This window comes from Pseudocitrobacter vendiensis (genome assembly GCF_943590815.1).
Lineage (GTDB): Bacteria > Pseudomonadota > Gammaproteobacteria > Enterobacterales > Enterobacteriaceae > Pseudocitrobacter > Pseudocitrobacter vendiensis.
On the sequence record NZ_CALSBS010000002.1, the window covers coordinates 1 to 21,452 of the forward strand.

The 21,452-nt window shown below is 54.2% G+C and carries 16 protein-coding genes; 8 read left to right on the forward strand and 8 right to left on the reverse strand.

The features are described 5' to 3' along the window. Window positions 1-436 precede the first annotated feature (436 nt). The 4 genes from NMC31_RS02330 to dhaK all read right to left on the reverse strand — a co-directional run bounded on the left by NMC31_RS02330 (window position 437) and on the right by dhaK (window position 5,329). Window positions 437-2,095 carry a glycerone kinase gene (locus NMC31_RS02330; protein ID WP_253896827.1) on the reverse strand — a complete coding sequence of 553 codons (1,659 nt, stop codon included), beginning with the start codon at window positions 2,093-2,095 and terminating at the stop codon, window positions 437-439. A gap of 75 nt (window positions 2,096-2,170) precedes the next feature. Further along, on the reverse strand, window positions 2,171-3,598 hold the full coding sequence (dhaM, locus tag NMC31_RS02335) for a dihydroxyacetone kinase phosphoryl donor subunit DhaM (RefSeq protein ID WP_253896828.1): 1,428 nt from the start codon (window positions 3,596-3,598) through the stop codon (window positions 2,171-2,173). A 16-nt stretch (window positions 3,599-3,614) separates the two neighbouring features. Next, window positions 3,615-4,247 carry a dihydroxyacetone kinase subunit DhaL gene (gene dhaL, locus NMC31_RS02340; protein ID WP_253896829.1) on the reverse strand — a complete coding sequence of 211 codons (633 nt, stop codon included), beginning with the start codon at window positions 4,245-4,247 and terminating at the stop codon, window positions 3,615-3,617. A gap of 11 nt (window positions 4,248-4,258) precedes the next feature. After that, a complete protein-coding gene (gene dhaK / locus NMC31_RS02345; RefSeq protein ID WP_253896830.1) occupies window positions 4,259-5,329 on the reverse strand; it encodes a dihydroxyacetone kinase subunit DhaK in 1,071 nt (356 codons plus the stop codon). Window positions 5,330-5,924: 595 nt separating this feature from the next. Between dhaK and NMC31_RS02350 the strand changes: the two genes are divergently transcribed. Both NMC31_RS02350 and dhaR read left to right on the forward strand, forming a co-directional pair. Next, window positions 5,925-7,025, forward strand: a complete 1,101-nt coding sequence (locus NMC31_RS02350; RefSeq protein ID WP_253896831.1) for a glycerol dehydrogenase — start codon at window positions 5,925-5,927, stop codon at window positions 7,023-7,025. 139 nt (window positions 7,026-7,164) lie between these two features. Beyond that, a complete protein-coding gene (gene dhaR, locus NMC31_RS02355; RefSeq protein ID WP_253897112.1) occupies window positions 7,165-9,090 on the forward strand; it encodes a dihydroxyacetone kinase operon transcriptional regulator DhaR in 1,926 nt (641 codons plus the stop codon). Here the strand turns inward: dhaR and NMC31_RS02360 are convergent. The 4 genes from NMC31_RS02360 to NMC31_RS02375 all read right to left on the reverse strand — a co-directional run bounded on the left by NMC31_RS02360 (window position 9,068) and on the right by NMC31_RS02375 (window position 11,682). Beyond that, on the reverse strand, window positions 9,068-9,616 hold the full coding sequence (locus NMC31_RS02360) for a cob(I)yrinic acid a,c-diamide adenosyltransferase (RefSeq protein ID WP_253896832.1): 549 nt from the start codon (window positions 9,614-9,616) through the stop codon (window positions 9,068-9,070). The two genes, dhaR and NMC31_RS02360, sit on opposite strands and share 23 nt — an antisense overlap. A gap of 1 nt (window position 9,617) precedes the next feature. After that, window positions 9,618-9,983: a glycerol dehydratase reactivase beta/small subunit family protein gene (locus tag NMC31_RS02365; protein WP_253896833.1), complete on the reverse strand. Its 366-nt coding sequence runs from the start codon at window positions 9,981-9,983 to the stop codon at window positions 9,618-9,620. A gap of 69 nt (window positions 9,984-10,052) precedes the next feature. Next, the gene (gene dhaT / locus NMC31_RS02370) at window positions 10,053-11,216 is read right to left on the reverse strand and encodes a 1,3-propanediol dehydrogenase (protein WP_149461564.1); all 1,164 of its coding nucleotides are present in this window, start codon (window positions 11,214-11,216) and stop codon (window positions 10,053-10,055) included. A gap of 37 nt (window positions 11,217-11,253) precedes the next feature. Continuing rightward, a complete protein-coding gene (locus NMC31_RS02375) occupies window positions 11,254-11,682 on the reverse strand; it encodes a GlcG/HbpS family heme-binding protein (RefSeq protein ID WP_253896834.1) in 429 nt (142 codons plus the stop codon). 393 nt (window positions 11,683-12,075) lie between these two features. On the opposite strand from NMC31_RS02375, the gene NMC31_RS02380 reads away from it, so the two are divergent. From NMC31_RS02380 to NMC31_RS02405, 6 genes are all read left to right on the forward strand, one after another. Further along, window positions 12,076-13,743 carry a propanediol/glycerol family dehydratase large subunit gene (locus NMC31_RS02380; protein WP_149461565.1) on the forward strand — a complete coding sequence of 556 codons (1,668 nt, stop codon included), beginning with the start codon at window positions 12,076-12,078 and terminating at the stop codon, window positions 13,741-13,743. Window positions 13,744-13,756: 13 nt separating this feature from the next. Then, window positions 13,757-14,347, forward strand: a complete 591-nt coding sequence (locus tag NMC31_RS02385) for a propanediol/glycerol family dehydratase medium subunit (protein WP_253896835.1) — start codon at window positions 13,757-13,759, stop codon at window positions 14,345-14,347. Beyond that, the gene (locus tag NMC31_RS02390; RefSeq protein ID WP_436649320.1) at window positions 14,344-14,775 is read left to right on the forward strand and encodes a diol dehydratase small subunit; all 432 of its coding nucleotides are present in this window, start codon (window positions 14,344-14,346) and stop codon (window positions 14,773-14,775) included. Before NMC31_RS02385 ends, NMC31_RS02390 begins: the two co-directional genes overlap by 4 nt. A gap of 12 nt (window positions 14,776-14,787) precedes the next feature. Next, the gene (locus NMC31_RS02395; RefSeq protein WP_253896836.1) at window positions 14,788-16,611 is read left to right on the forward strand and encodes a diol dehydratase reactivase subunit alpha; all 1,824 of its coding nucleotides are present in this window, start codon (window positions 14,788-14,790) and stop codon (window positions 16,609-16,611) included. 423 nt (window positions 16,612-17,034) lie between these two features. Next, on the forward strand, window positions 17,035-20,175 hold the full coding sequence (locus tag NMC31_RS02400; protein ID WP_253896837.1) for a peroxidase family protein: 3,141 nt from the start codon (window positions 17,035-17,037) through the stop codon (window positions 20,173-20,175). 291 nt (window positions 20,176-20,466) lie between these two features. Further along, window positions 20,467-21,444, forward strand: coding sequence for a DUF1852 domain-containing protein (locus tag NMC31_RS02405; RefSeq protein ID WP_253896838.1), 978 nt, complete (start codon window positions 20,467-20,469; stop codon window positions 21,442-21,444). Window positions 21,445-21,452: the final 8 nt, after the last annotated feature.

Consider the following 21,452-nt stretch of genomic DNA (forward strand, 5'->3'; position numbering starts at 1 on the left):
TGTTGTTATCTGGACATATTGATTATTCTAAAAAATCATTAATTTATTTATCTGTTGTGAGTTTGATTATTGGGTTAAATTCAGGTGCAAGAATATGGATCTTCGCAAAACTTGAGGAGCGAAAATCGCGTAAATTGCCCCCGTCAGACCCTGAGTGAGATTCGCAATAATCCCAACTCATACAGTTGGGATTATTGAAGAGTTAATTGTATTGCGTTGGACTGGTCTGGTTTTGAAGTCAGCAACCTACGCTTCCGCCAAATAAAAAAAGGGGTTACCGAAAGGTAACCCCTTTTTGCTTTGGGCTGATGGTACAGGCCAGGCCTACTCAGAGACGGTCAACATGCCCTTTACCCTGATAAAGGGGGCAATGGCCCCCTTCATATCTATTTCAATCAGTCACCTGCGACTTTCTGCCCGTCCCCGAGGTCTTTGATTACGCGCTTGTGCGTTGTGCCAGCGCGTTGAAGACCATGGCGATAGCGTGCGCGCCCGGATCCATATTCCCTGCCAGACTGTCGCTGTTGAGATACGAGGCCCGGCCTGCATTGGCTTTGGTGGCGTGGCTGGTGGCATCGGCCCCGGCTTGAGCCGCCCGATAAGCCGCATCCAGATCCCCCGGATGTTGCGCCAGTGCCTCCAGCGCCGGTTGCAGCGCGTCAATCAGCGTGCGATCCCCCAGATCTGCGCCGCCATAAAACTTCATCTGACCGAGCCCAGCCTGTAACGCGGCAACGACCGATTTACCTTCGTGAATAGCCTGACCTGCCGCAGTAAAGAAGATGGACATCAGCACACCGCTGGAGCCGCCCATCACCACCGTTAAGCGTTCACCGATCAGTGCACACAGGGTGTCGAGTTGATCCAGTGGCAGTTGTTGCTGGTGCAACAGGCTGGCGATTTCACGCGCGCCGGCAGCAAAAGTGGAGCCGGTATCACCATCGCCCACTTTGGCGTCCAGGGCATTGAGTTCGCTTTCCAGCCCTGAGAGCGTCGCGGTAACCGTTTCAACGTAGCGCCCAACCCGCGCATTTTCGGAAGGCGTAAAGTCGACCCGGGCGCTGCGGATATCGCAGGGCATGTTTTGTTGTGGGCGAAGGCGTACTGGCGGCAGCCAGCCTGCGGTTTTCACCTCTGCCAGCAGCGCTTTTTCAATGCCATCTTCCATGACCATTGCGGTAATCGAAAAACCTTTCATATCCAGTGCGCTGACGAGTGGCGCCGGCCCGATGAGCCAGTCGGTACGTATAGCCAGTGGGCTGGTGGTCAGTTCGCGGGTAATAATCGCCATTTCGGTAACCGACACGCCGCCCAGGTTATTCAGCATGAGCATCAGGCGGCCCGTATCCGGTATTGCCGCCGCGATTTTTTCAACCATCAGACGCACAATGTCGGCACTGTTCTGTGTATCGACGACAACGGCCCCAGGCTCGCCGTGGATGCCCATCCCCAGTTCAGCCTGGCCCGGATGGTGCCGAACGTTATCCTGTGGATCGGCAGGCAGATGGCAGCTTGAAAGCGCAACGCCGAGGCTGAAGACCCGGTTCATCGCCATACGAGCTTCGCGGGCGACCGTATCCAGGTTACTGCCGGTTTCGGCAAAATAGCCTGCAACTTTGTGGATCAGGATAGTGCCGGCAATCCCGCGCGGGTGTTTGTTATCCGGCAGGGAGATGTCATCGCCAACAATCACCATCTCCACTTTGTAGCCCATGCGGCGGGCTTTCTCAGCGGCGAGGCCAAAGTTGAGCCGGTCTCCGGTGTAGTTTTTCACGATAAGCAAGCAGCCCGCATCGCCCGTGACTGCCTGGATGGCGGTCAGCACCGCATCAACGCTGGGAGAGGCGAAGAGATCGCCGCACACCGCCGCCGTGAGCATGCCTTTTCCGACGAAACCGACATGGGCCGGTTCATGCCCTGCACCGCCACCGGAAATGACGGCGACTCTGGATTTGTCCAGATCGCGGCGCACCACAATGCGGATCGCAGGGTCGCAGTCCAGCCGGGCAAGGTTGTTCCATGGGCTGGCGATGATAGCCCCTTCAATCGCGTCATTAACGAGGTTTTCGCGTTGATTGTAGAAAAATTGCGACATAACAGTTTCCTGAGCTTAAGGTGTGACACGTCTGCACAGTGAACTGCGCAGCGCGTGTCAGAGAGTGAACGGTCGTTACTGTCTGGTATTCAGACGGTTTAACGTGAGTGGGTCGCCGTTGTGCAGGCTATCAAAGGCGTTACCCTGCTGGCACAGCCAGGGAATACCGCCCTGGCGGGCAATAATCGCGCCGTGGGCTAATGGGCTACCGTGCCGCAGGCAGATAGCGGCGGTGTTACTGGTGTCGAGTTGCAACACGACGGACGGGTAGATGTCATCGGCAATCAGAATAGTGCGATGCAGCAGAACAGGGGCGTTGTCAGTCACATCCGTCAGATGCCCCAGCGTGCGATGCATAATGTCTTCAACGTCGATATAGCGCGCCTGAAGATAGGCATCATCAAGCTCACGATACTGCTGACTGAGGGCCATCATGGTGTCCTGCCACGCACGTTCGGCGCTGCATTTCCGCTGACGCAGTGTCTCGCTGGCGCTGTTCAGCAGGTCGGGATCGTCAAGCAGGGTATGCTGGCCTGAGAAGATGGCGGCAATGTCATCTGAATATTTTTCAGCCGCAAGGCGGGTTAAGTCGATGAGATCGTCCAGGGTATGACTTACCGCTATTTTCAGACGACGAAACTCCTCTTCCTGCGTACCGCCTGCAACGTCATCAAAGCGATGATGGATGGGGCGGTAATTTAGCACTTGTCCACGCGCCGTTGTCAGTGCCGGTTGTGCATTTTCAGCCGTAACGTCCACCAGGCAATGTTCACCAAAATTGCCCGCTGCCAGCGCCTGGAATGCAGCCAGCGCTTCGGCGGCCTGCGGCCCTTTGGCTACCAGCCGAATCCGATCGTGGCAGCGAACTTTCAACAGTGCAATTTGATTGATGCTGTCAGGTTTGACGCATTTGCCCTCTTTTTCCAGCAGTAGCACCGCATCAAACCCGGACAGCCCCTCAACCAGCCGGGCGGCAGGGCGAACGTGCAGGCCGTTAGGATTGTTAATTTCCACCGTAACGGACTCAGCCTGCGCATCGCAAGCATCGTTTTCTGCGGACGAAAGGTTATTACGGGACTCTTCCAGCGCGGGGAAACCGAGCTGAACACGCTTTGCCTGCAACGCACTTTGCGCGTCTTCGATAACCTTGTCGATACTCGCACCGCTGGCGGCGCTGACCGTGGCGGCCAGCGCGCCCTCGACCAGCGGGGCCGGGCATAAATGCACGCGTGCGGCCACCTCCGGCTCCAGCAGGTCGAGTGCGGTTTCGGCACTCAACAGTGCGCTACCCATATCCATTAACACCAGAATCGCGTCCGTATCCGCCACGGAGAGGATTGCGTCCATCACCTTAATGGGGTCGGTGCCGATAGGATTGGTTAGGTCGTCAATGCCTGCGGCGATAGCCAGCTTACAGCTATCCCCCCTTAACATCTGGCGAGCCAGTTCCCCGACGCCCTGGCCCAGTTGGGCACTGTGCGAGACAATTACCAGGTTTACCATCGCCTTATCCTCTGTATTACGCGTTAGCCGCAGCAGCCAGCATTTGCACCATAAACAGCGCTGATGTGGCGCCCGGATCCTGATGACCAATACTGCGTTCCCCCAGGTAGCTGGCACGTCCTTTACGCGCCTGCAGGGTAATGGTGGATTGCGCGGCCTGTTCTGCCACCTCGCAGGCCGCTTCCAGCGCGGCGGTCATCGATAAATGGTTTTCGCTGGCGTGACGCAGTGAATCCGCCACCGGCAGCCAGACGTCACACATCGTTTTATCGCCTCGTTCGGCTTTCCCCCGGCTCACCACGCCGTCAGCGCCTTCGCGGATCATCAAATAGAGCTCCTCAACGCTGAGGTTCTGGCGAGCCTGGGTGACCTGGGCTGCGCGGATAAAAAAAGTACCGAATAGTGGGCCGCTGGCCCCGCCTACGTTGGAAAGCAGCACCATGCCCGTATTCTTCAGAATAAAGCCAATGTCTTTGTCGGCAATGGACGGTAATTTTTCCACCACCTTGCTGAAACCACGGTGCATATTCAGGCCGTGATCGGCGTCGCCGATTTCGCGGTCGAGGCCGGTAAGAAAATCGCACTGGGTGGTGAAAATTTCGCCACAGCGATACAGCCAGTCGACAATGTTATTTCTGTTCAGTGACATTGCAGATCTCCTTAATGACCCCAGTTGAGGGCAGGGGTGTGAACGGGGGCATCCCAAAGCGCGAGCGTCTCGGCATCGGCTTTCAGCAACGTAATAGAAAAACCGGACATATCCAGCGAGGTACACCAGGAGCCGACCAGACTGCGGGCAACGGTTATCCCGGCGTTATCGCACAGTGTTTCCAGGCGGTTATAGACGCCGTAAAGTTCAGAAAGCGGGGTGGCGCCAAGGTTGTTGACCATTGCAATCACCCGATCTCCCTTTTGCAGCGCCTGTTTGGTCTGGGTAACTTCCTGCCAGATTCCTTTTACCGGGTCCCACTGGCGTAACGTACGGCTGTAATTGCCGTTCTCCAGCAGGGTGGTAAACATAGCGTCAACGGTGTCGTTCAGCGAGGTGAAGGGGCGGCGGTCGATGCCCGGTTCACCATGTATGCCCACGCCAAACTCCATTTCGTTGTCATTGAGTTCAAACGATGGTTTTCCGGCGGCAGGGACGGTGCATGCGCCAAGCGCAATGCCGATAGAGTGACCCTGATTGTTCAGCCTGCGGCCCAGGCTGGCACAGGCTTCAAGGCTGTCGCCACGTTCTGCGGCTGCGCCCACCAGTTTTTCGATAAGCACCGTGTTCGCCACGCCGCGCCGACCGGCGGTATAAAGACTGTCTTTGACGGCAACATCATCATCGACCACCACCGTGGTGACTTTCACGCCGCTCTCGTGGAGCAGCTCGGTGGCGGTTTCAAAGTTCAGCACATCGCCGGTGTAGTTTTTGATGATCAGCAGTACGCCTTCGCCACCGTCAATATGCATCGCGCATTCAAACATTTTATCCGGGGTCGGAGAGGTGAAAATTTCTCCCGGACAAGCACCACTCAGCATCCCCATACCAATAAACCCGCAGTGCATTGGCTCATGACCGCTTCCGCCACCGGAAAGCAGGGCCACTTTACCCGCGACGGGCGCATCTGCCCGGGTCACATAGACCGGGTCCTGGTGTAGTTTCAGTTCCGGATGCGCTTTCGCCATCCCGGCAAGTTGTTCAGTCAGTACATCTTCCACACGGTTAATCAGTTTTTTCATTATGCATACTCCGCTGGAGGTTATTGGCTCACCTGGTCAGTGAGCCCGGTGTAGGGTTTCGGCTGCGATACTGGCGTTTCAGTATCCTGGCCGATGAATTGATTCTCCCCTGGCGGGTAAAAAAGAAAATCCCTGTTGATTTAGGTTTCAAGTCGGAACGGAAATAGGTGAAAACGTTCCATATTGGAACGGTATTAAGGGGTTGTCGCTAAAAGTGAGAAGCCGGACAATGTTTCAAGGTGTGTTTCGGTATTCGTCGGAGGCGATGAGCGCAGCAGAGACTATTTTTTTTTGCCCATTAGGGTCAAAATGGCGGCGATACAGAATTTTCTGTCGTTGAATTGTGTGATAGCGATCCAGACCTTGATCTCAATCCTGATGTTTTGTCGCGGTTAATGTTCCATTCTGAAACGTTATTTTCTGAATGGCGTTCCGAAGTGGAACTAAACAGCGAAGCATTTTTTTGTTCTGCGCCCGCTCTACAGTGAGTGCTACCGCGTCGGTCGTGCTCAACCTCCCGTTGGAAACGCGATAAACAGGAGTGAGCGTCACCCGGCGTCATCATGGAAACGAGTTCAATGTGAGGGTGTAGAGAATGCTACAAGTGATTCAGTCTCCGGCAAAATATCTTCAGGGTCCTGATGCAGCTGCGTTGTTCGGTGAATATGCTAAAAATCTGGCAGACAGTTTTTTTGTGATTGCCGATGATTTCGTCATGAAACTGGCGGGTGACAAAGTGCTGAATGGTCTGCATGAAAACGGCATAAGCTGCCATGCAGAACGCTTTAACGGCGAATGCAGTCATGCGGAAATCAATCGCCTTGGCGCGATTTTGCAGCAGAAAGGGTGCAAAGGCGTGGTGGGTATTGGCGGCGGGAAAACGCTCGATACAGCAAAAGCCATTGGCTATTACCATAAACTGCCCGTTGTGGTTATCCCGACCATTGCCTCTACGGATGCGCCGACCAGCGCATTGTCAGTCATTTATACCGAAGCCGGTGAATTTGAAGAGTATCTGATCTACCCGAAAAACCCCGATATGGTGGTGATGGATACGGCGATTATTGCTAAAGCCCCTGTACGGTTACTGGTTTCGGGTATGGGTGATGCACTCTCTACCTGGTTTGAAGCGAAAGCCTGCTACGACGCGCGTGCGGTCAGTATGGCGGGTGGTCAGTCAACGGCTGCCGCATTGAGTCTTGCGCGTTTGTGTTATGACACCTTGCTGGCGGAGGGCGAAAAAGCACGCCTGGCGGCTGAAGCGGGTGTCGTTACCGTTGCGCTGGAACGCATTGTTGAAGCCAACACCTATCTGAGCGGCATTGGTTTCGAAAGCAGTGGCCTGGCAGCGGCTCACGCTATTCACAATGGCTTCACCATTCTGGAAGAGTGTCACCATCTGTATCACGGTGAGAAAGTGGCTTTCGGTACGCTGGCCCAACTGGTGCTGCAAAACAGCCCAATGGACGAAATCGAGACGGTACTGCGTTTCTGCCAGAAAGTGGGCTTACCGATGACGCTGGCGCAGATGGGCGTGAAAGAAGGCATCGAGGAGAAAATCCTCGCGGTGGCAAAAGCGACCTGCGCGGAAGGGGAAACCATCCACAATATGCCGTTCCCGGTGAGCCCGGAAAGTGTTTACGGCGCGATCCTGACGGCCGATCGCCTGGGCGCACAATGGTTGGCTACTGAGTAACGATTACCGCTGGCCGCTAATCCGGCCAGCGTTCCACCAGCGTTGTGGATCTCCCCTGGCGTTGCCGTTACCGGTGCCGGGGGTTGTTGTTTTTATGGACCGGCCTTTTCAGGCAGGCAAAGAAGAGAGTAATAAGGCTATGACCACGCAGAATGAGCACGTCGAACAGGCTCTGACGTCATTTATTGACCAGTCCTGGCACCGCTGCGGCAAGATGATGAAGCGCGAATTCTGGAGTACGCCGCATCAGGCTCAGGGGCTGACGTTCCAGTCTATCTGCCGTCGTAAGACTGCGCTGCTGACCATCGGCCAGGCGGCGCTGGAGGATGCCTGGGAGTATATGGACGGTCGCCCGTGCGCCCTGTTTATTCTGGATGAGTCTGCTTGTGTTCTGACCCGCTGCGGCCACCCGGATACCCTGGAGGCGCTGGATTCGCTGGGATTCATGGCCGGTAGCTACTGCGCGGAAAGTATTATTGGTACCTGTTCTCTTTCTCTGGCGTCCATGATCGGGCAGCCGGTAAAAACTCTGGGCGATCAACATTTTAAACAGGCCTTATTCCCGTGGGCGTTCTGCTCCACGCCAATTTTTGATAACAATGGGCGTTTATTTGGTTCGATTGCCCTGTGTTGTCTGGCTGAGGACTCGGGCGTGGCCGATCTCTCTCTGACCCTGGCGATGGCCAGAGAAGTGGGGAATTCGTTGCTGACGGATAGCTTACTGGCGGAGTCCAACCGCCATCTCAATCAGATGTACGGCCTGCTCGAAAGCATGGATGATGGTGTGATGGCCTGGAATGAGCAGGGCATATTACAGTTTCTTAATCCCCAGGCGGCGCGGTTATTACATCTCGATGCGCAGGCGTGTCAGGGGAAAAATATTAACGATCTGGTCACGCTGCCCGCCCTGCTTCGGCGGGCCACCAAACAGGCGCGCTCCCTCAGCCACGCCGAAGTCACGTTCGAAAGCCAGCACCAGTTTGTCGATGCGGTCATCACGCTAAAACCGATTGTCGAAGCGCAGGGAACCAGTTTCATTCTGCTACTCCATCCGGTTGAACAAATGCGCCAGTTAATGACCAGCCAGTTGGGTAAGGTGAGCCATACGTTTTCGCAGATGTCGGCGGACGATCCGGAAACCCGGCGGTTGATTCATTTTGGCCGTCAGGCCGCGCGGGGTAATTTCCCGGTGCTGATGTGCGGGGAAGAGGGGGTGGGTAAAGAGTTAATCGCGCAGGCAATTCATAACGAAAGCGAACGGGCGGCGGGCCCGTTTATTGCCGTTAACTGCCAGTTATATGCCGATAATGCCCTTGGCGTGGATTTCATGGGCAGTTCGGCAACGGAAGAAGAGAACGGGCGCCTGAGTCGTCTTGAGCTGGCGTCCGGTGGGACACTCTTTCTGGAGAAGATCGAATATCTGGCCCCGGAGCTACAGTCCATTTTACTTCAGGTGATCAAGCAGGGTGTGGTGACGCGTCTGGATGCGCGCCGCTTGATTCCGGTGGATGTTAAAGTGATTGCCACCACGACGATGGATCTCGGCAATCTGGTGGAACAAAACCGCTTTAGCCGTCAGCTTTATTACGCGTTACACTCGTTTGAAATCAGCATTCCACCGCTGCGTGAAAGGCGGAACAGTATCCCGTCGCTGGTGCATAGCCGCTTGCGCACGCTGGAGCGGCGTTTCTCATCGCGACTAAAAGTTGACGACGATGCGCTGGCGCATCTGGTGGCCTATTCGTGGCCGGGAAATGACTTTGAGTTAAACAGCATCGTGGAGAATATTGCTATCAGCAGCGAGCACGGGCACATCCGTTTAAGCAATCTGCCAGGGTGGCTATTCAGCGAACACCCCGGTGTGGCGGGAAACAGTACATTAATGCCCGCCAGTATGAGCATTTCGGCCATAGAGAAAGAAGCGATTATCCACGCCGCCAGAGTGACCAGTGGGCGCGTGCAGGAGATGTCCCGGTTGTTGAATATTGGCCGCACCACCCTGTGGCGTAAAATGAAGCAGTTTGATATTGATGTCACTCAGTTCAAGCATCGACATCAGGATTAAGGTTCTCCTCTGGCAGGCACTCCGCCACGCGCGCCATCGCAAACAACGCATCAGACAGACGGTTGATGTAACTTTTTAATGACTCGCGCAGGGGCACAGTTCTGTCCATCGCCACCAGAATCCTTTCAAGCTGTCGGGCCTGCGTGCGCGCCACATGCAGGTAAGCCGAAGCCAGGTTCTTGCCGGGGATGACGAACGCTTTTAATGGGCCCGTTGCGGTCATATTACGGTCGATCTCTTGTTCAAGGCGGTTAATATCCGCCTGATCGATAACACGGTTAAGACGGGTAAGCCCCCGTGCATCGCAGGCCAGTTCAGCCCCTACCACAAACAGCTCCTCCTGAATGCGGTGCAGCCCGGCACGCAGGTCAGGATCGTCACTGGCAGCATGACAGACGCCCAGCAGTGAAATTAGCGTATCCACACTGCCGTAGGCTTCCACTCTGATATCGTCTTTATTGATTCGGCTACCGCCAAACAGCGCTGTCGTGCCTTGATCACCGGTTCGGGTATAGATGCGATACATGTTATAGCGCCTCGCTAAAGGGGATGACTTTCACCAACTGGCCCGCATTCGCGCCGAGATTACGTAACCGGGCGTAGCCACTGGCAGGAGGGCAGTGACGCAGGGGGCGATCGGCAGGGTACTGGGCATGCGTCAGTACGGTATCGCCGCTGGCGGAAACGCCGATCCCGGTACGGAGCGCGGAGTGCTGCGCGGCCTGATGGGCAAGCGCCAGTGCGTTATCGATGTCAGCGCAGAGGATGGTTCGGCAGGGTACACCCTGTTCCTCAAGACCGAGGCTTATCTGGCGCAGCGTTTCGCTGTCAGTAAGATCCGGGTGGTAAAACAGATGCACTGCGGGTGAGCCGGGGATACCGGGATTTTGCATACGCGTTCTCCACGTGGGGGAAATCACAAAAGCGGGCACAGAGGCCCGCGAGTGGTTTGGTGACGTGCTTCAGAACGCCTGACGGAAAATCTCAACAATCTCTTTCTCATTCCCTTTACGTGGGTTAGAGAACGCGTTGCCGTCTTTAAGCGCCATTTCCGCCATATACGGGAAGTCAGCCTCTTTTACGCCAAGTTCATTCAGGTGCTGAGGGATGCCAACGTCTTTGGACAAACGGGCAATGGCGTTAATCGCGCACTCAGCGGCATCCATTGTGGAGAGCCCGGTGGTGTTTTCGCCCATAAAGGTGGCGATATCGGCAAATTTTTCCGGGTTGGCTATCAGGTTGTAGCGGCAGACGTGCGGTAACAACACGGCGTTTGCTACACCGTGAGCCATGTCGTACAGGCCGCCAAGTTGGTGAGCCATCGCATGGACATAACCGAGATTAGCATTGTTAAACGCCATCCCGGCAAGCAGCGAGGCGCAGGCCATATTTTCACGCGCTTTGATGTTGGTGCCCAGCGCCACGGCCTGACGAAGATTTGTCGCAATCAGTTTGATAGCCTGAATGGCAGAAGCGTCCGTCACCGGGTTGGCATCTTTGGAGATGTAAGCTTCCACGGCATGGGTCAGCGCATCCATCCCGGTTGCGGCGGTCAGGCCGGCAGGTTTACCGACCATCAACAGCGGATCGTTGATGGAAACGGAAGGCAGGTTACGCCAGCTCACAATAACGAATTTCACTTTGGTTTGGGTATTCGTCAGTACGCAGTGACGGGTGACCTCACTGGCAGTACCGGCGGTGGTGTTGACGGCAATAATCGGTGGCAGTGCATGGGTCAGGGTTTCGATACCTGCATAGCTATAAAGGTCGCCTGGGTGGGTCGCGGCGATACCGATACCTTTCCCGCAGTCATGAGGGCTGCCGCCGCCTACGGTGATTATCATGTCGCAATGTTCTTTCTGGAAGACCGCCAGGCCATCGCGCACGTTGGTGTCTTTCGGGTTCGGTTCGACACCATCAAAAATCACCACGTCAATACCGGCTTCGCGCAGATGTTTTACGGTCTGATCGACTGCGCCGTCTTTAATAGCACGCAGGCCTTTATCGGTCACCAGCAGGGCTTTTTTCCCGCCCAACAGTTTGCAGCGTTCGCCCACCACAGACACCGCGCCCGGGCCGAAGAAGTTCACATTTGGAACAAGAAAGTCATACATACGATCGCTCATAATAAGCCTCAGAAAATGGAGTTTGAAATAAAGTTGATTAATGCTTGTCGAAATAGTCGAGCGCTGATCTGGCTATTTCCATGTCCTGTTCAACCGTGCCACCACTGACACCGATTGCGCCAATAACCTGATTGTTTTCAATAATAGGGAAACCACCGCCAAAAATAACAATTCGCTGCTGATTGGTAAGCTGCAAACCATAGAGTGACTGGCCCGGTTGAACACCTGCGGTTATTTCATGCGTCGGTTGATGCAGACAGCAGGCTGACCACGCCTTGTTCAGCGAAATATCACAACTGGTGACGAAGGCTTCATCCATTCGCTGCATTATCAGCGGGTTTGCGCCGCCATCGACGATGGATATGACTACGGGTACATTGATTTCACTGGCTTTACTCTCAGCGGCTGCCGTCATCGCTTTTGCCATGGCAAGGCTGACGGTGGCGCGGGGAAGACTTTTAATCATACAGACTCCTGAAATCATCCACAGAGTGTTAATGGGAGTGGTGTTAATTTAATAAAAAATTAAATGCTGGATAATTAATGGACGAAAATCACATTAATCCTTTGGTGTTATTTTTGCTTTTAATGAACGTAAGTCAACAGGGGGTAATGGGCGGGTTGTTTTATAGGAAATGCTTTTTTAGCACTATTTTGATTTGACGTCGGTCGTGTATCACATTTATTTGTGGGGCTGTTTTATTACGTTCCACAGTGAAACGGATTAACGAAAAGATGTCCCAAAATGAAACCAAATTTATTTAATTTTTTTATTGCGCTGCACCCTTTAAGTTGCCGGTAATTCTCACCCGGAGAGCACTACCGGGCACAATTTTTTAATCTTATGAGCCAGAGCAAAATGAGACGATCAAAACGATTCGAAGTCCTCGAAAAGCGGCCAGTTAACCAGGATGGCCTGATTGGTGAATGGCCTGAAGAAGGGCTGATTGCAATGGGTAGCCCCTGGGACCCGCCATCTTCCGTGAAAGTCGAAAACGGACGCATTGTTGAACTGGACGGCAAAGCCCGTGCCGACTTCGACATGATTGACCGGTTTATCGCCGATTACGCCATCAACATTGAACAGACAGAACGCGCAATGGCCCTGGATGCGTTGACGATTTCACGCATGCTGGTGGATATCAACGTGGGGCGGGCAGAGATCATTAACATCACCACCGCCATTACCCCGGCGAAAGCGGTGGAAGTGATGGCCCACATGAACGTGGTGGAAATGATGATGGCGTTGCAGAAAATGCGCGCGCGGCGCACGCCTTCCAATCAGTGCCATGTGACCAACCTGAAAGACAACCCGGTGCAGATTGCGGCGGATGCCGCCGAAGCGGGGATCCGCGGATTCTCCGAACAGGAAACCACCGTCGGCATTGCCCGCTATGCGCCGTTTAATGCCCTGGCGTTGTTGGTGGGCTCGCAATCTGGCCGTCCTGGCGTATTAACCCAGTGCTCAGTGGAAGAAGCCACCGAACTGGAGCTGGGAATGCGCGGGTTTACCAGCTATGCGGAAACAGTCTCCGTGTACGGTACTGAAGCGGTGTTCACCGATGGCGACGATACACCGTGGTCCAAAGCCTTTCTGGCATCTGCCTACGCGTCTCGCGGGCTGAAAATGCGCTATACGTCTGGTACAGGCTCGGAAGCGCTGATGGGATATTCAGAAAGCAAATCGATGCTTTACCTGGAGTCACGCTGCATCTTTATCACCAAAGGTGCCGGGGTGCAGGGGCTACAAAATGGCGCGGTAAGCTGCATTGGCATGACCGGGGCGGTACCTTCCGGTATTCGTGCGGTGCTGGCGGAAAACCTGATTGCCTCCATGCTCGACCTGGAAGTGGCCTCAGCCAATGACCAGACGTTCTCCCACTCTGATATTCGCCGCACGGCACGCACGCTGATGCAGATGCTGCCGGGGACGGACTTTATCTTCTCTGGCTATAGCGCCGTACCGAACTACGACAACATGTTCGCCGGGTCGAATTTCGACGCGGAAGACTTTGACGATTACAACATTCTGCAACGTGACCTGATGGTCGATGGCGGCCTGCGTCCGGTATCAGAAGAAGAGACTATCGCCATCCGCAATAAAGCGGCCCGCGCGGTGCAGGCAGTATTTCGTGAACTGGGGCTGCCTGCGGTGACCGATGAAGAAGTGACGGCGGCGACTTATGCGCACGGCAGTAAAGACATGCCGCCGCGTAATGTGGTGGAAGACCTGGCTGCGGTGGAAGAGATGATGAAACGCAATATCACCGGGCTGGATATTGTTAAGGCCCTGAGCGTTAACGGATTTGATGATGTGGCTGACAATATTCTCAATATGCTGCGCCAGCGTGTGACCGGGGATTATCTGCAAACCTCTGCGATCCTCGACCGTGATTTTGACGTGGTCAGCGCCGTAAACGATGTCAACGATTACCAGGGGCCGGGAACGGGCTACCGAATCTCCCCGGAACGCTGGGAAGAGATCAAAAACATTGCCACGGTTATCCAGCCTGACAGCATCGAGTAAGGGGAACTGCATCATGGAAACGAAACAGAAAAAGAGCCCGGTTTTTACCCTGACGCTGGTTGAAAACGGCGTTGCCGGTGTGGGTGAACGTGCCGATGAAGTTGTCATTGGCGTTGGCCCGGCATTTGATAAATTTCAGCACCAAACCCTCATTGATATGCCGCATAAAGCAATTATCAAAGAGCTGGTGGCGGGCGTTGAGGAAGAGGGGCTGCATGCCAGAGTGGTCAGGATCCTGCGCACCTCGGATGTCTCCTTTATGTCCTGGGATGCGGCAAATCTCAGCGGCTCGGGGATTGGTATTGGTATCCAGTCTAAAGGGACAACGGTAATCCACCAACGCGATCTGTTGCCCCTCAGTAATCTGGAGCTGTTCTCTCAGGCTCCGCTGTTAACGCTCGAAACCTATCGTCAGATTGGCAAAAACGCCGCGCGCTATGCCCGCAAAGAATCGCCCTCGCCGGTGCCGGTGGTGAATGACCAGATGGTGCGCCCGAAATTTATGGCGAAGGCGGCGTTGTTCCACATCAAAGAGACAAAACATGTGGTGCCGGATGCCAAACCCGTTGCGCTGAATATTGACATTATCCGGGAGGAAAAATGACCACGAAAACCACGATGACGGCAGCAGATTACCCGCTGGCAACCCGCTGCCCGGAGCGTATCCAGACGCCGACCGGAAAACCGCTTACCGATATCACGCTTGAAAATGTTCTCGCCGGAAAGGTGGGTCCGCAGGATGTGCGTATCTCACGGGAAACTCTGGAGTATCAGGCGCAAATCGCAGAACAGATGCAGCGCCATGCTATCGCCCGCAACCTGCGACGCGCCGGGGAGTTAATTGCCATTCCTGACAGCCGGATCCTCGAAATCTACAATGCGCTGCGCCCGTATCGTTCTTCCACCGAGGAGCTGCTGGCGATTGCCGATGAACTGGAAAACCAGTATCAGGCGACGATCACCGCCGCGTTTATTCGAGAATCGGCAGAAGTCTATCGCCAGCGCGATAAGCTGCGTAAAAAAGAAGCATAAGGGCGAGCTGATATGGCATTGATTGCGGGAATTGATATTGGCAACGCCACGACAGAGGTCGCCCTGGCGGAGTCCACCCACCAGGGACTGCGGTTTCTTGCCAGCGGTATCGTGCCGACGACCGGAACGAAAGGGACACGGGACAACATCAGCGGGGTGATTGGCTCCCTCACGCAGGCGCTGGATAAAGCCGGGCGCAGTCAGCAGGATGTGGCGCTCATTTGCCTGAATGAGGCCGCGCCGGTCATTGGCGATGTGGCGATGGAGACCATTACCGAAACCATTATCACCGAATCGACGATGATTGGGCATAACCCCCAGACGCCGGGCGGTGAGGGGCTGGGTGTGGGAACCACCATCCGTCTGGAAAATCTGGACGCGCTTACACCCGAAGAGTACAGCAGCGGATGGATACCGCTGGTGGACCATCAGGTCGATTTTATGGATGCCGCCTGGCAACTGAATGAGGCGCTCACGCGGGGCATCAACGTGGTGGCAGTGATCCTCCAGCAGGATGACGGCGTGCTGATCAATAATCGCCTGCAGCGGACCTTGCCGATTGTTGATGAAGTGACGCTTATCGACCAGGTACCCGAAGGCGTGCTCGCGGCGGTAGAAGTGGCGGCGACCGGGCAGGTGATTTCGCTGTTATCTAACCCCTATGGCATCGCCACCTGGTTTTCGCTCAGCCCGGAAGAGACACGGATGATTGTACCCGTGGCGAGGGCGCTTATCGGCAACCGTTCGGCGGTGGTGCTGAAAACGCCGAAAGGTGATGTGAAATCGCGGGTGATCCCGGTGGGGCATATCACCGTGCGTGGGGAAAAGCGCACCGTCCAGGCGGATGTGGCACGTGGGGCCGAGTCGATTATGCGCGCCGTCGCCGGGTGTGCCCCGATTTGCGATATTCGCGGGGAACCCGGCACTCACGCTGGCGGGATGCTGGAACGGGTGCGCCAGGTGATGGCTTCCCTGAGCGGTCACGGTGCTCATGAGGTCTTTATTCAGGATTTACTTGCCGTGGACACATTCATTCCCTGCAAGATTCAGGGCGGGCTGGCGGATGAGTTCTCGATGGAAAATGCCGTGGGCATTGCGGCTATGGTGAAATCTGACCGACTACAAATGGAGGTCATTGCCCGCGAACTCAGCCAACGTTTAAGCCCCCGCGTGGAAGTGGGCGGCGTTGAGGCCAATATGGCGATTGCCGGAGCGCTCACGACACCGGGAAGCGACACACCGCTGGCTATCCTGGATTTGGGCGCGGGTTCCACCGATGCCGCCACCATCAATGGATCAGGGCAGATAAAATCGGTGCATCTGGCGGGGGCGGGCAATATGGTCAGCTTGCTTATCAAAACCGAGCTTGGATTAAGCGATTTGACGCTGGCGGAGGAGATTAAGAAGTACCCGCTCGCCAAAGTTGAAAGCCTGTTTAGTATTCGCCATGAAAATGGGGCGGTGGAGTTTTTCCGTGAACCGCTCAGCCCGACCGTGTTCGCTAAAGTGGTGTATATCAAAAACGGTACCCTGATCCCGATTGATAATCACACGTCGCTGGAAAAAATCCGTCTGGTGCGCCGACAGGCAAAAGAGAAGGTCTTTGTGACCAATTGTCTGCGCGCTCTGCGGCAGGTCTCACCGGGGGGCGAAATCCGTGACATGGCCTTTGTCGTGCTGGTGGGAGGATCATCGCTGGACTTCGAAATCCCGCAAATGATCACCGATGCGTTATCCCATTATGGTGTGGTCGCCGGGCAGGGCAACATTCGTGGAACGGAAGGCCCGCGTAATGCGGTGGCAACCGGACTCGTGTATCGCTGCGATGACAGATGAATATAAGGTAGTCGCGGTATGTTAATAAAACGGTACTCATAACGTATTATTTTCAGGGTTTACTTATAAACTTTTATATTAATGATTTTATCGTGACGCTATTAATAATTAATTTTTTCTTTGTGCTGGGTTTAATCATTGACGGTTATTATATTTTTAGCTTTATTCAATGTGAGGGAAGCGCGCGTCTGAAGCCTGCTATTACGTTAGCAGACTAAGTCGTCGCGATTTTCCGGTGGGGCTGAGCATATATCCATCTTAGGGTCGTTTTTTGAAGTGAAGGGGGAATCGAGATCGTTTTCCCCCGGGGCGGAGCTGCTCTGTCTACTCGTTCAGTTAGCTATTTCAGGCGCGTAATTCGAGTGCCTCATACCGGCTTCGCCTTTTCGTGCCTGTTCATAGTCATTATTGAGAGAAATGAAAATGAACGATGTCAAAAAGCCTGACCTGAAATATATACTCAAGCAACTCCCTGCAACACAAACGGATAACGACGGTTTCAACGTCAATATCTTATCCAACCGTCTGGTACCGTTCGTTATACCTGCCTTCGAGGTCAGCATTAGCAACCTGGCCACTGGGCAAGCCAGGTATGCTGGTGCAGAAAATTCCTTCCTGCGCGTTATTGATGCCTCGTTTCATGGGGGAAGCGCAGCAACGAGCAGTAGCAAGACCGCCAGTATCATACCCACCGCTGAAGTGAACAACGTTACCGATCCCATTCTCGTCGCCAGCAAGAACGCGTCGTCGGATGACGATGATAAAGACAATGATGATGATGTCGGCGGCGACGGCGCTTTCCCGCTCAACGCCAGTGATATCGCTAACCTGAAGAATCTTGTCAATGGGCTCGAAGGCGGTGAAGACAACGATGCGCTGGGTATCCGCGATCTCGAAGGTACCGGTAATAACCGTGTTCACCTTGACTACGGTTCCGCCGATCAACCGTTCATACGACTCACCGACGCGCACTACGGTGCTTACAATGAGATGACGCATAACCGCGATATCAATCCTCTGTTCTCCGGGCTGGATCCGCGCGCCATCAGTAATATCCTTGGCACACAGGAAGCCAACCTTTCCGGCAACGCCGCCAGGGTGAACAGTTTGTTCACGGCCTTCGGTCAGTACTTCGATCACGGTCTTGATTTCCTCGGAAAGGGAGGCAACGGAACGATCCAGATTGGCACGCCGGGCATGTTTCCTGATCCCGCGGACCTGACACGCGGCACCGTTGACAGCATTGATGCCAATGGTATTCCGCAGCACCTCAATAAGACATCCCCCTTCGCTGACCAGAACCAAACATATGGTTCGAACGAACTTGTCGGTCAGTTCCTGCGTGAAGGCAATGGTCTGGGCGGGTTTTCGGGCAAGCTGTTGGAGGGCGGCGTGGATCCATCCAATCCGGATTTCACACTGCTCCCTACACTCAGGGAACTGATCCTGCATCACTGGAACAACAACACGCAGTTCGCCGACTACACACTGCCGGGCGACCACAGCGTGACCTTTCGTGAGTATTTTGCCGGGCTTGTCGACAGCAATGGCGTTATCAATCAGTCGATGCTGCCTGCCATGACCTCTAATTTCATGGGAAGCGGCTTTGCGCTGCTGCTCGACACCAATCCCTTTATTAACCTGCTCGACCACTACGTAGCGGGTGATGGACGGGCGAACGAGAATATTGCACTCACCGCTATCCATAACATCTGGGAGCGGAATCACAACTTCCATGTCAACGGGCTGCTCGACGCCGGATTCGAAGGAACCGCTGAAGAGCTTTTCCAGGCAGCCAAGATAATCAACGAGGCTGAATATCAGCGCGTGATTTACACCGACTTTGCCGACAAGTTGCTGGGGGGGATGAGAGGTACGGGCGATCACGGTTTCGCCGGGTACAATCCAGACGTGGATGCGCGCGTCTCGCACGAGTTCGCGACGGCCGCCTACCGGTTCGGCCATTCGCTGATAGGGCAGACGCTAACGGTGCTTGACGCGCAGGGCAATGCCACGCAGGTCCCGCTGTTCGACGCCTTCCTCAATCCGACCAACGATACGAGTGCGTTCACCTTCCCTAAAGCGCAATTGCCTTACTCTCCGCAACCGGGCTATGAGCAACTGGGCGCTGCCGGGATCATTGCCGGTGGGGTTGTCCAGCAAGCGGAAGAAGTTGACGTCAATATCGTTGATGCTGTGCGAAACGACCTCGTTCGTATGAGTGCTGACGTGTTTGCCTTCGACGTCGCCCGCGAGTGGGATGTCGGCCTGGGGTCGATGAACCAGATCCGGGCCGACCTGATGGCTTCTCTCGATCCGTATGTGAGGGAGGCGGTCAGCTTTGCTGGCTCCCTCACACCTTACAGTTCGTGGGAGGACTTCCAGGCGCGGAACAATCTCAGCGACACCATCATTGGGCAATTCCGGCAGGCTTATCCCGACCTCGTGCTGGAGGAGTCTCAGATTGCAGGCTTCCTGGCGGCGAACCCTGGCTATAAATTTGTTAATGGAAACACGGTCAAAGGTATCGACAGAGTTGATCTGTTCGTTGGTGGGCTCGCCGAGAAGCACATCAATGGCGGCGTGGTTGGCCAGACTTTCTGGGCCATCATTCACGAGCAACTTGACCGGATTCAGGAAGGTGATCGGCTCTATTATCTCGACCGCGTGGAGCATCTGGATCTCTACGAGGCCATTGAGGAACAGGGCTTTGCCGGGATTGTGGCACGCAATACGGGCCTGATTAATCTTCCTGAGAATATCTTTGGCACCAGTCAGCTTGATAACCCACCGGTTGTTGTCGGCCACAACCTCGTCCTTAATGGCGGTGGCGGCAACGACACGCTCAACGGCGGGGCTGGTAACGATACTCTTAACGGCGGTGCGGGCGCCGATGTGATGAAGGGTGGTACTGGAAATGACACCTATATCGTTGAAAATAGTGGTGATATTGTCAAGGAGGAACGTAATGGCGGGATGGATATTGTCTACACTACCCTCAAAGATTACACGTTAACCAATAACGTTGAAACTCTGATATTCAGTGGGACTGGCGCTTTCACCGGCAGAGGGAATGCCCTTGTCAATACCATCAATGGTGGCAGCGGTAATGACGTTTTGTATGGAATGGGTGGCAACGACACTCTCAATGGTGGAGCAGGAAATGACACGCTTGAGGGGGGAGACGGCGCCGATATTCTTAAGGGCGGGGCCGGTCACGACAACCTGACAGGCGGTGCGGGTAACGATAGACTCGAGGGTGGTCTGGGAGCTGATATCATGACCGGTGGTGCCGGAGATGACACCTTTGTCTTTAGCAAAGGCTTTGGCCGAGACCGTATTACCAGCGGTTTCGATAGTCATCCCAGCGGAGGACAGGACCACCTCGATCTGAGCCTATCAGGCATTAGTGTGGCGAATTTTGCCAGCAGCGTCACGATTGCCGGAGGCGCGGGTAACAGTACCGTTATTACCCTCGGCAATCCGATTGATGGCAATGTTGTTACTTTAGAAAACGTAAACGTTAAAAGCGTGGATGTTAATGACTTTATTCTCATCGGATAAAGGAAGGTCACCTGGGCCTGGCCAAATACACAATCCCGGGCAAGAAATTGTCCGGGATTTTTGCTTCTCGACGTTCTTCAACGCTTACGCACCCGCATTAACCCAAATGCCAACATGAACATCGCTCATATTGCATTGAAATTAACTCGCTTTCTCTCCCCCGGCGGCTCTGTCATTAATATTGTTATAACTTACTGACAACATGAGTGCCGCAGCGCCAACAAGCCGGTTACATCTGGCTGGCGAAGCTGATGCGCGGTTTCATGTCTGAACCCAGGGTGCCAAAAGACGATGAATGACGAATTTACTTTTACCATCAAGCGCAGCCGTTTTGATGAGAATTATAACCCTTCAGAAAACACGCGTATTACCACTAACTTTGCGAATCTGGCGCGCGGGGAAAATCGTCAGCAGAATTTACGCAACACCTTAAAGATGATCGATAACCGATTTAACTCGCTGGCCAATTGGGATAACCCGAAAGGCGATCGTTATTCCGTCGAACTGGAGATTATCTCTGTAGACATGGGCATCAAAGGCCAGAGCGGCGTCTTCCCGGTGATCGAAATATTACAAACTGCCCTTCTCGACAAGAAAGTGGGTGAGCGCATCGAGGGTATTGTGGGGAATAATTTCTCATCCTGGGTGCGTGATTATGACTTCAGTGTATTGCTGTTAGCGCATAATAAAAACACCACCCAATTCAGTATTCCGGAGAATTTTGGTGAGCTGCACGGGAATATCTTCAGGCATTTTATCAACTCTCGTGTTTACAGCGACAACTTCAAAAAATCGCCGGTTATCTGTCTTAGCGTGTCGAGCAAAGACACCTATCAACAAACCGGGAATCAACATCCTGTGCTCGGTTATGAGTACCAGCAGGAAGGAACGTCGTTAACGGAGCGATACTTCAATAAAATGGGGTTACAGGTGCGCTATTTTATGCCGAAAGGCAGCGTGGCGCCGCTCGCCTTTTATTTCACCGGCGATTTACTGCGCGATTATACCGATCTTGAACTGATCGGCACGATTAGCACGATGGAGACATTCCAGAAGATCTATCGGCCGGAAATTTATAACGCGAATTCACCTGCCGGGTTGCACTATCAACCGGATCTCAATCATGACGATCATTCGTTAACGAAAATTGTCTATGACCGCGAAGAACGTAGCCAGTTGGCGATTGAACAAGGGAAGTACACCGAGCAACACTTTATTAAACCCTACCAGCATATTCTTGAGCAATGGTCCGCTCACTACGCGCTTTGATTAATTGA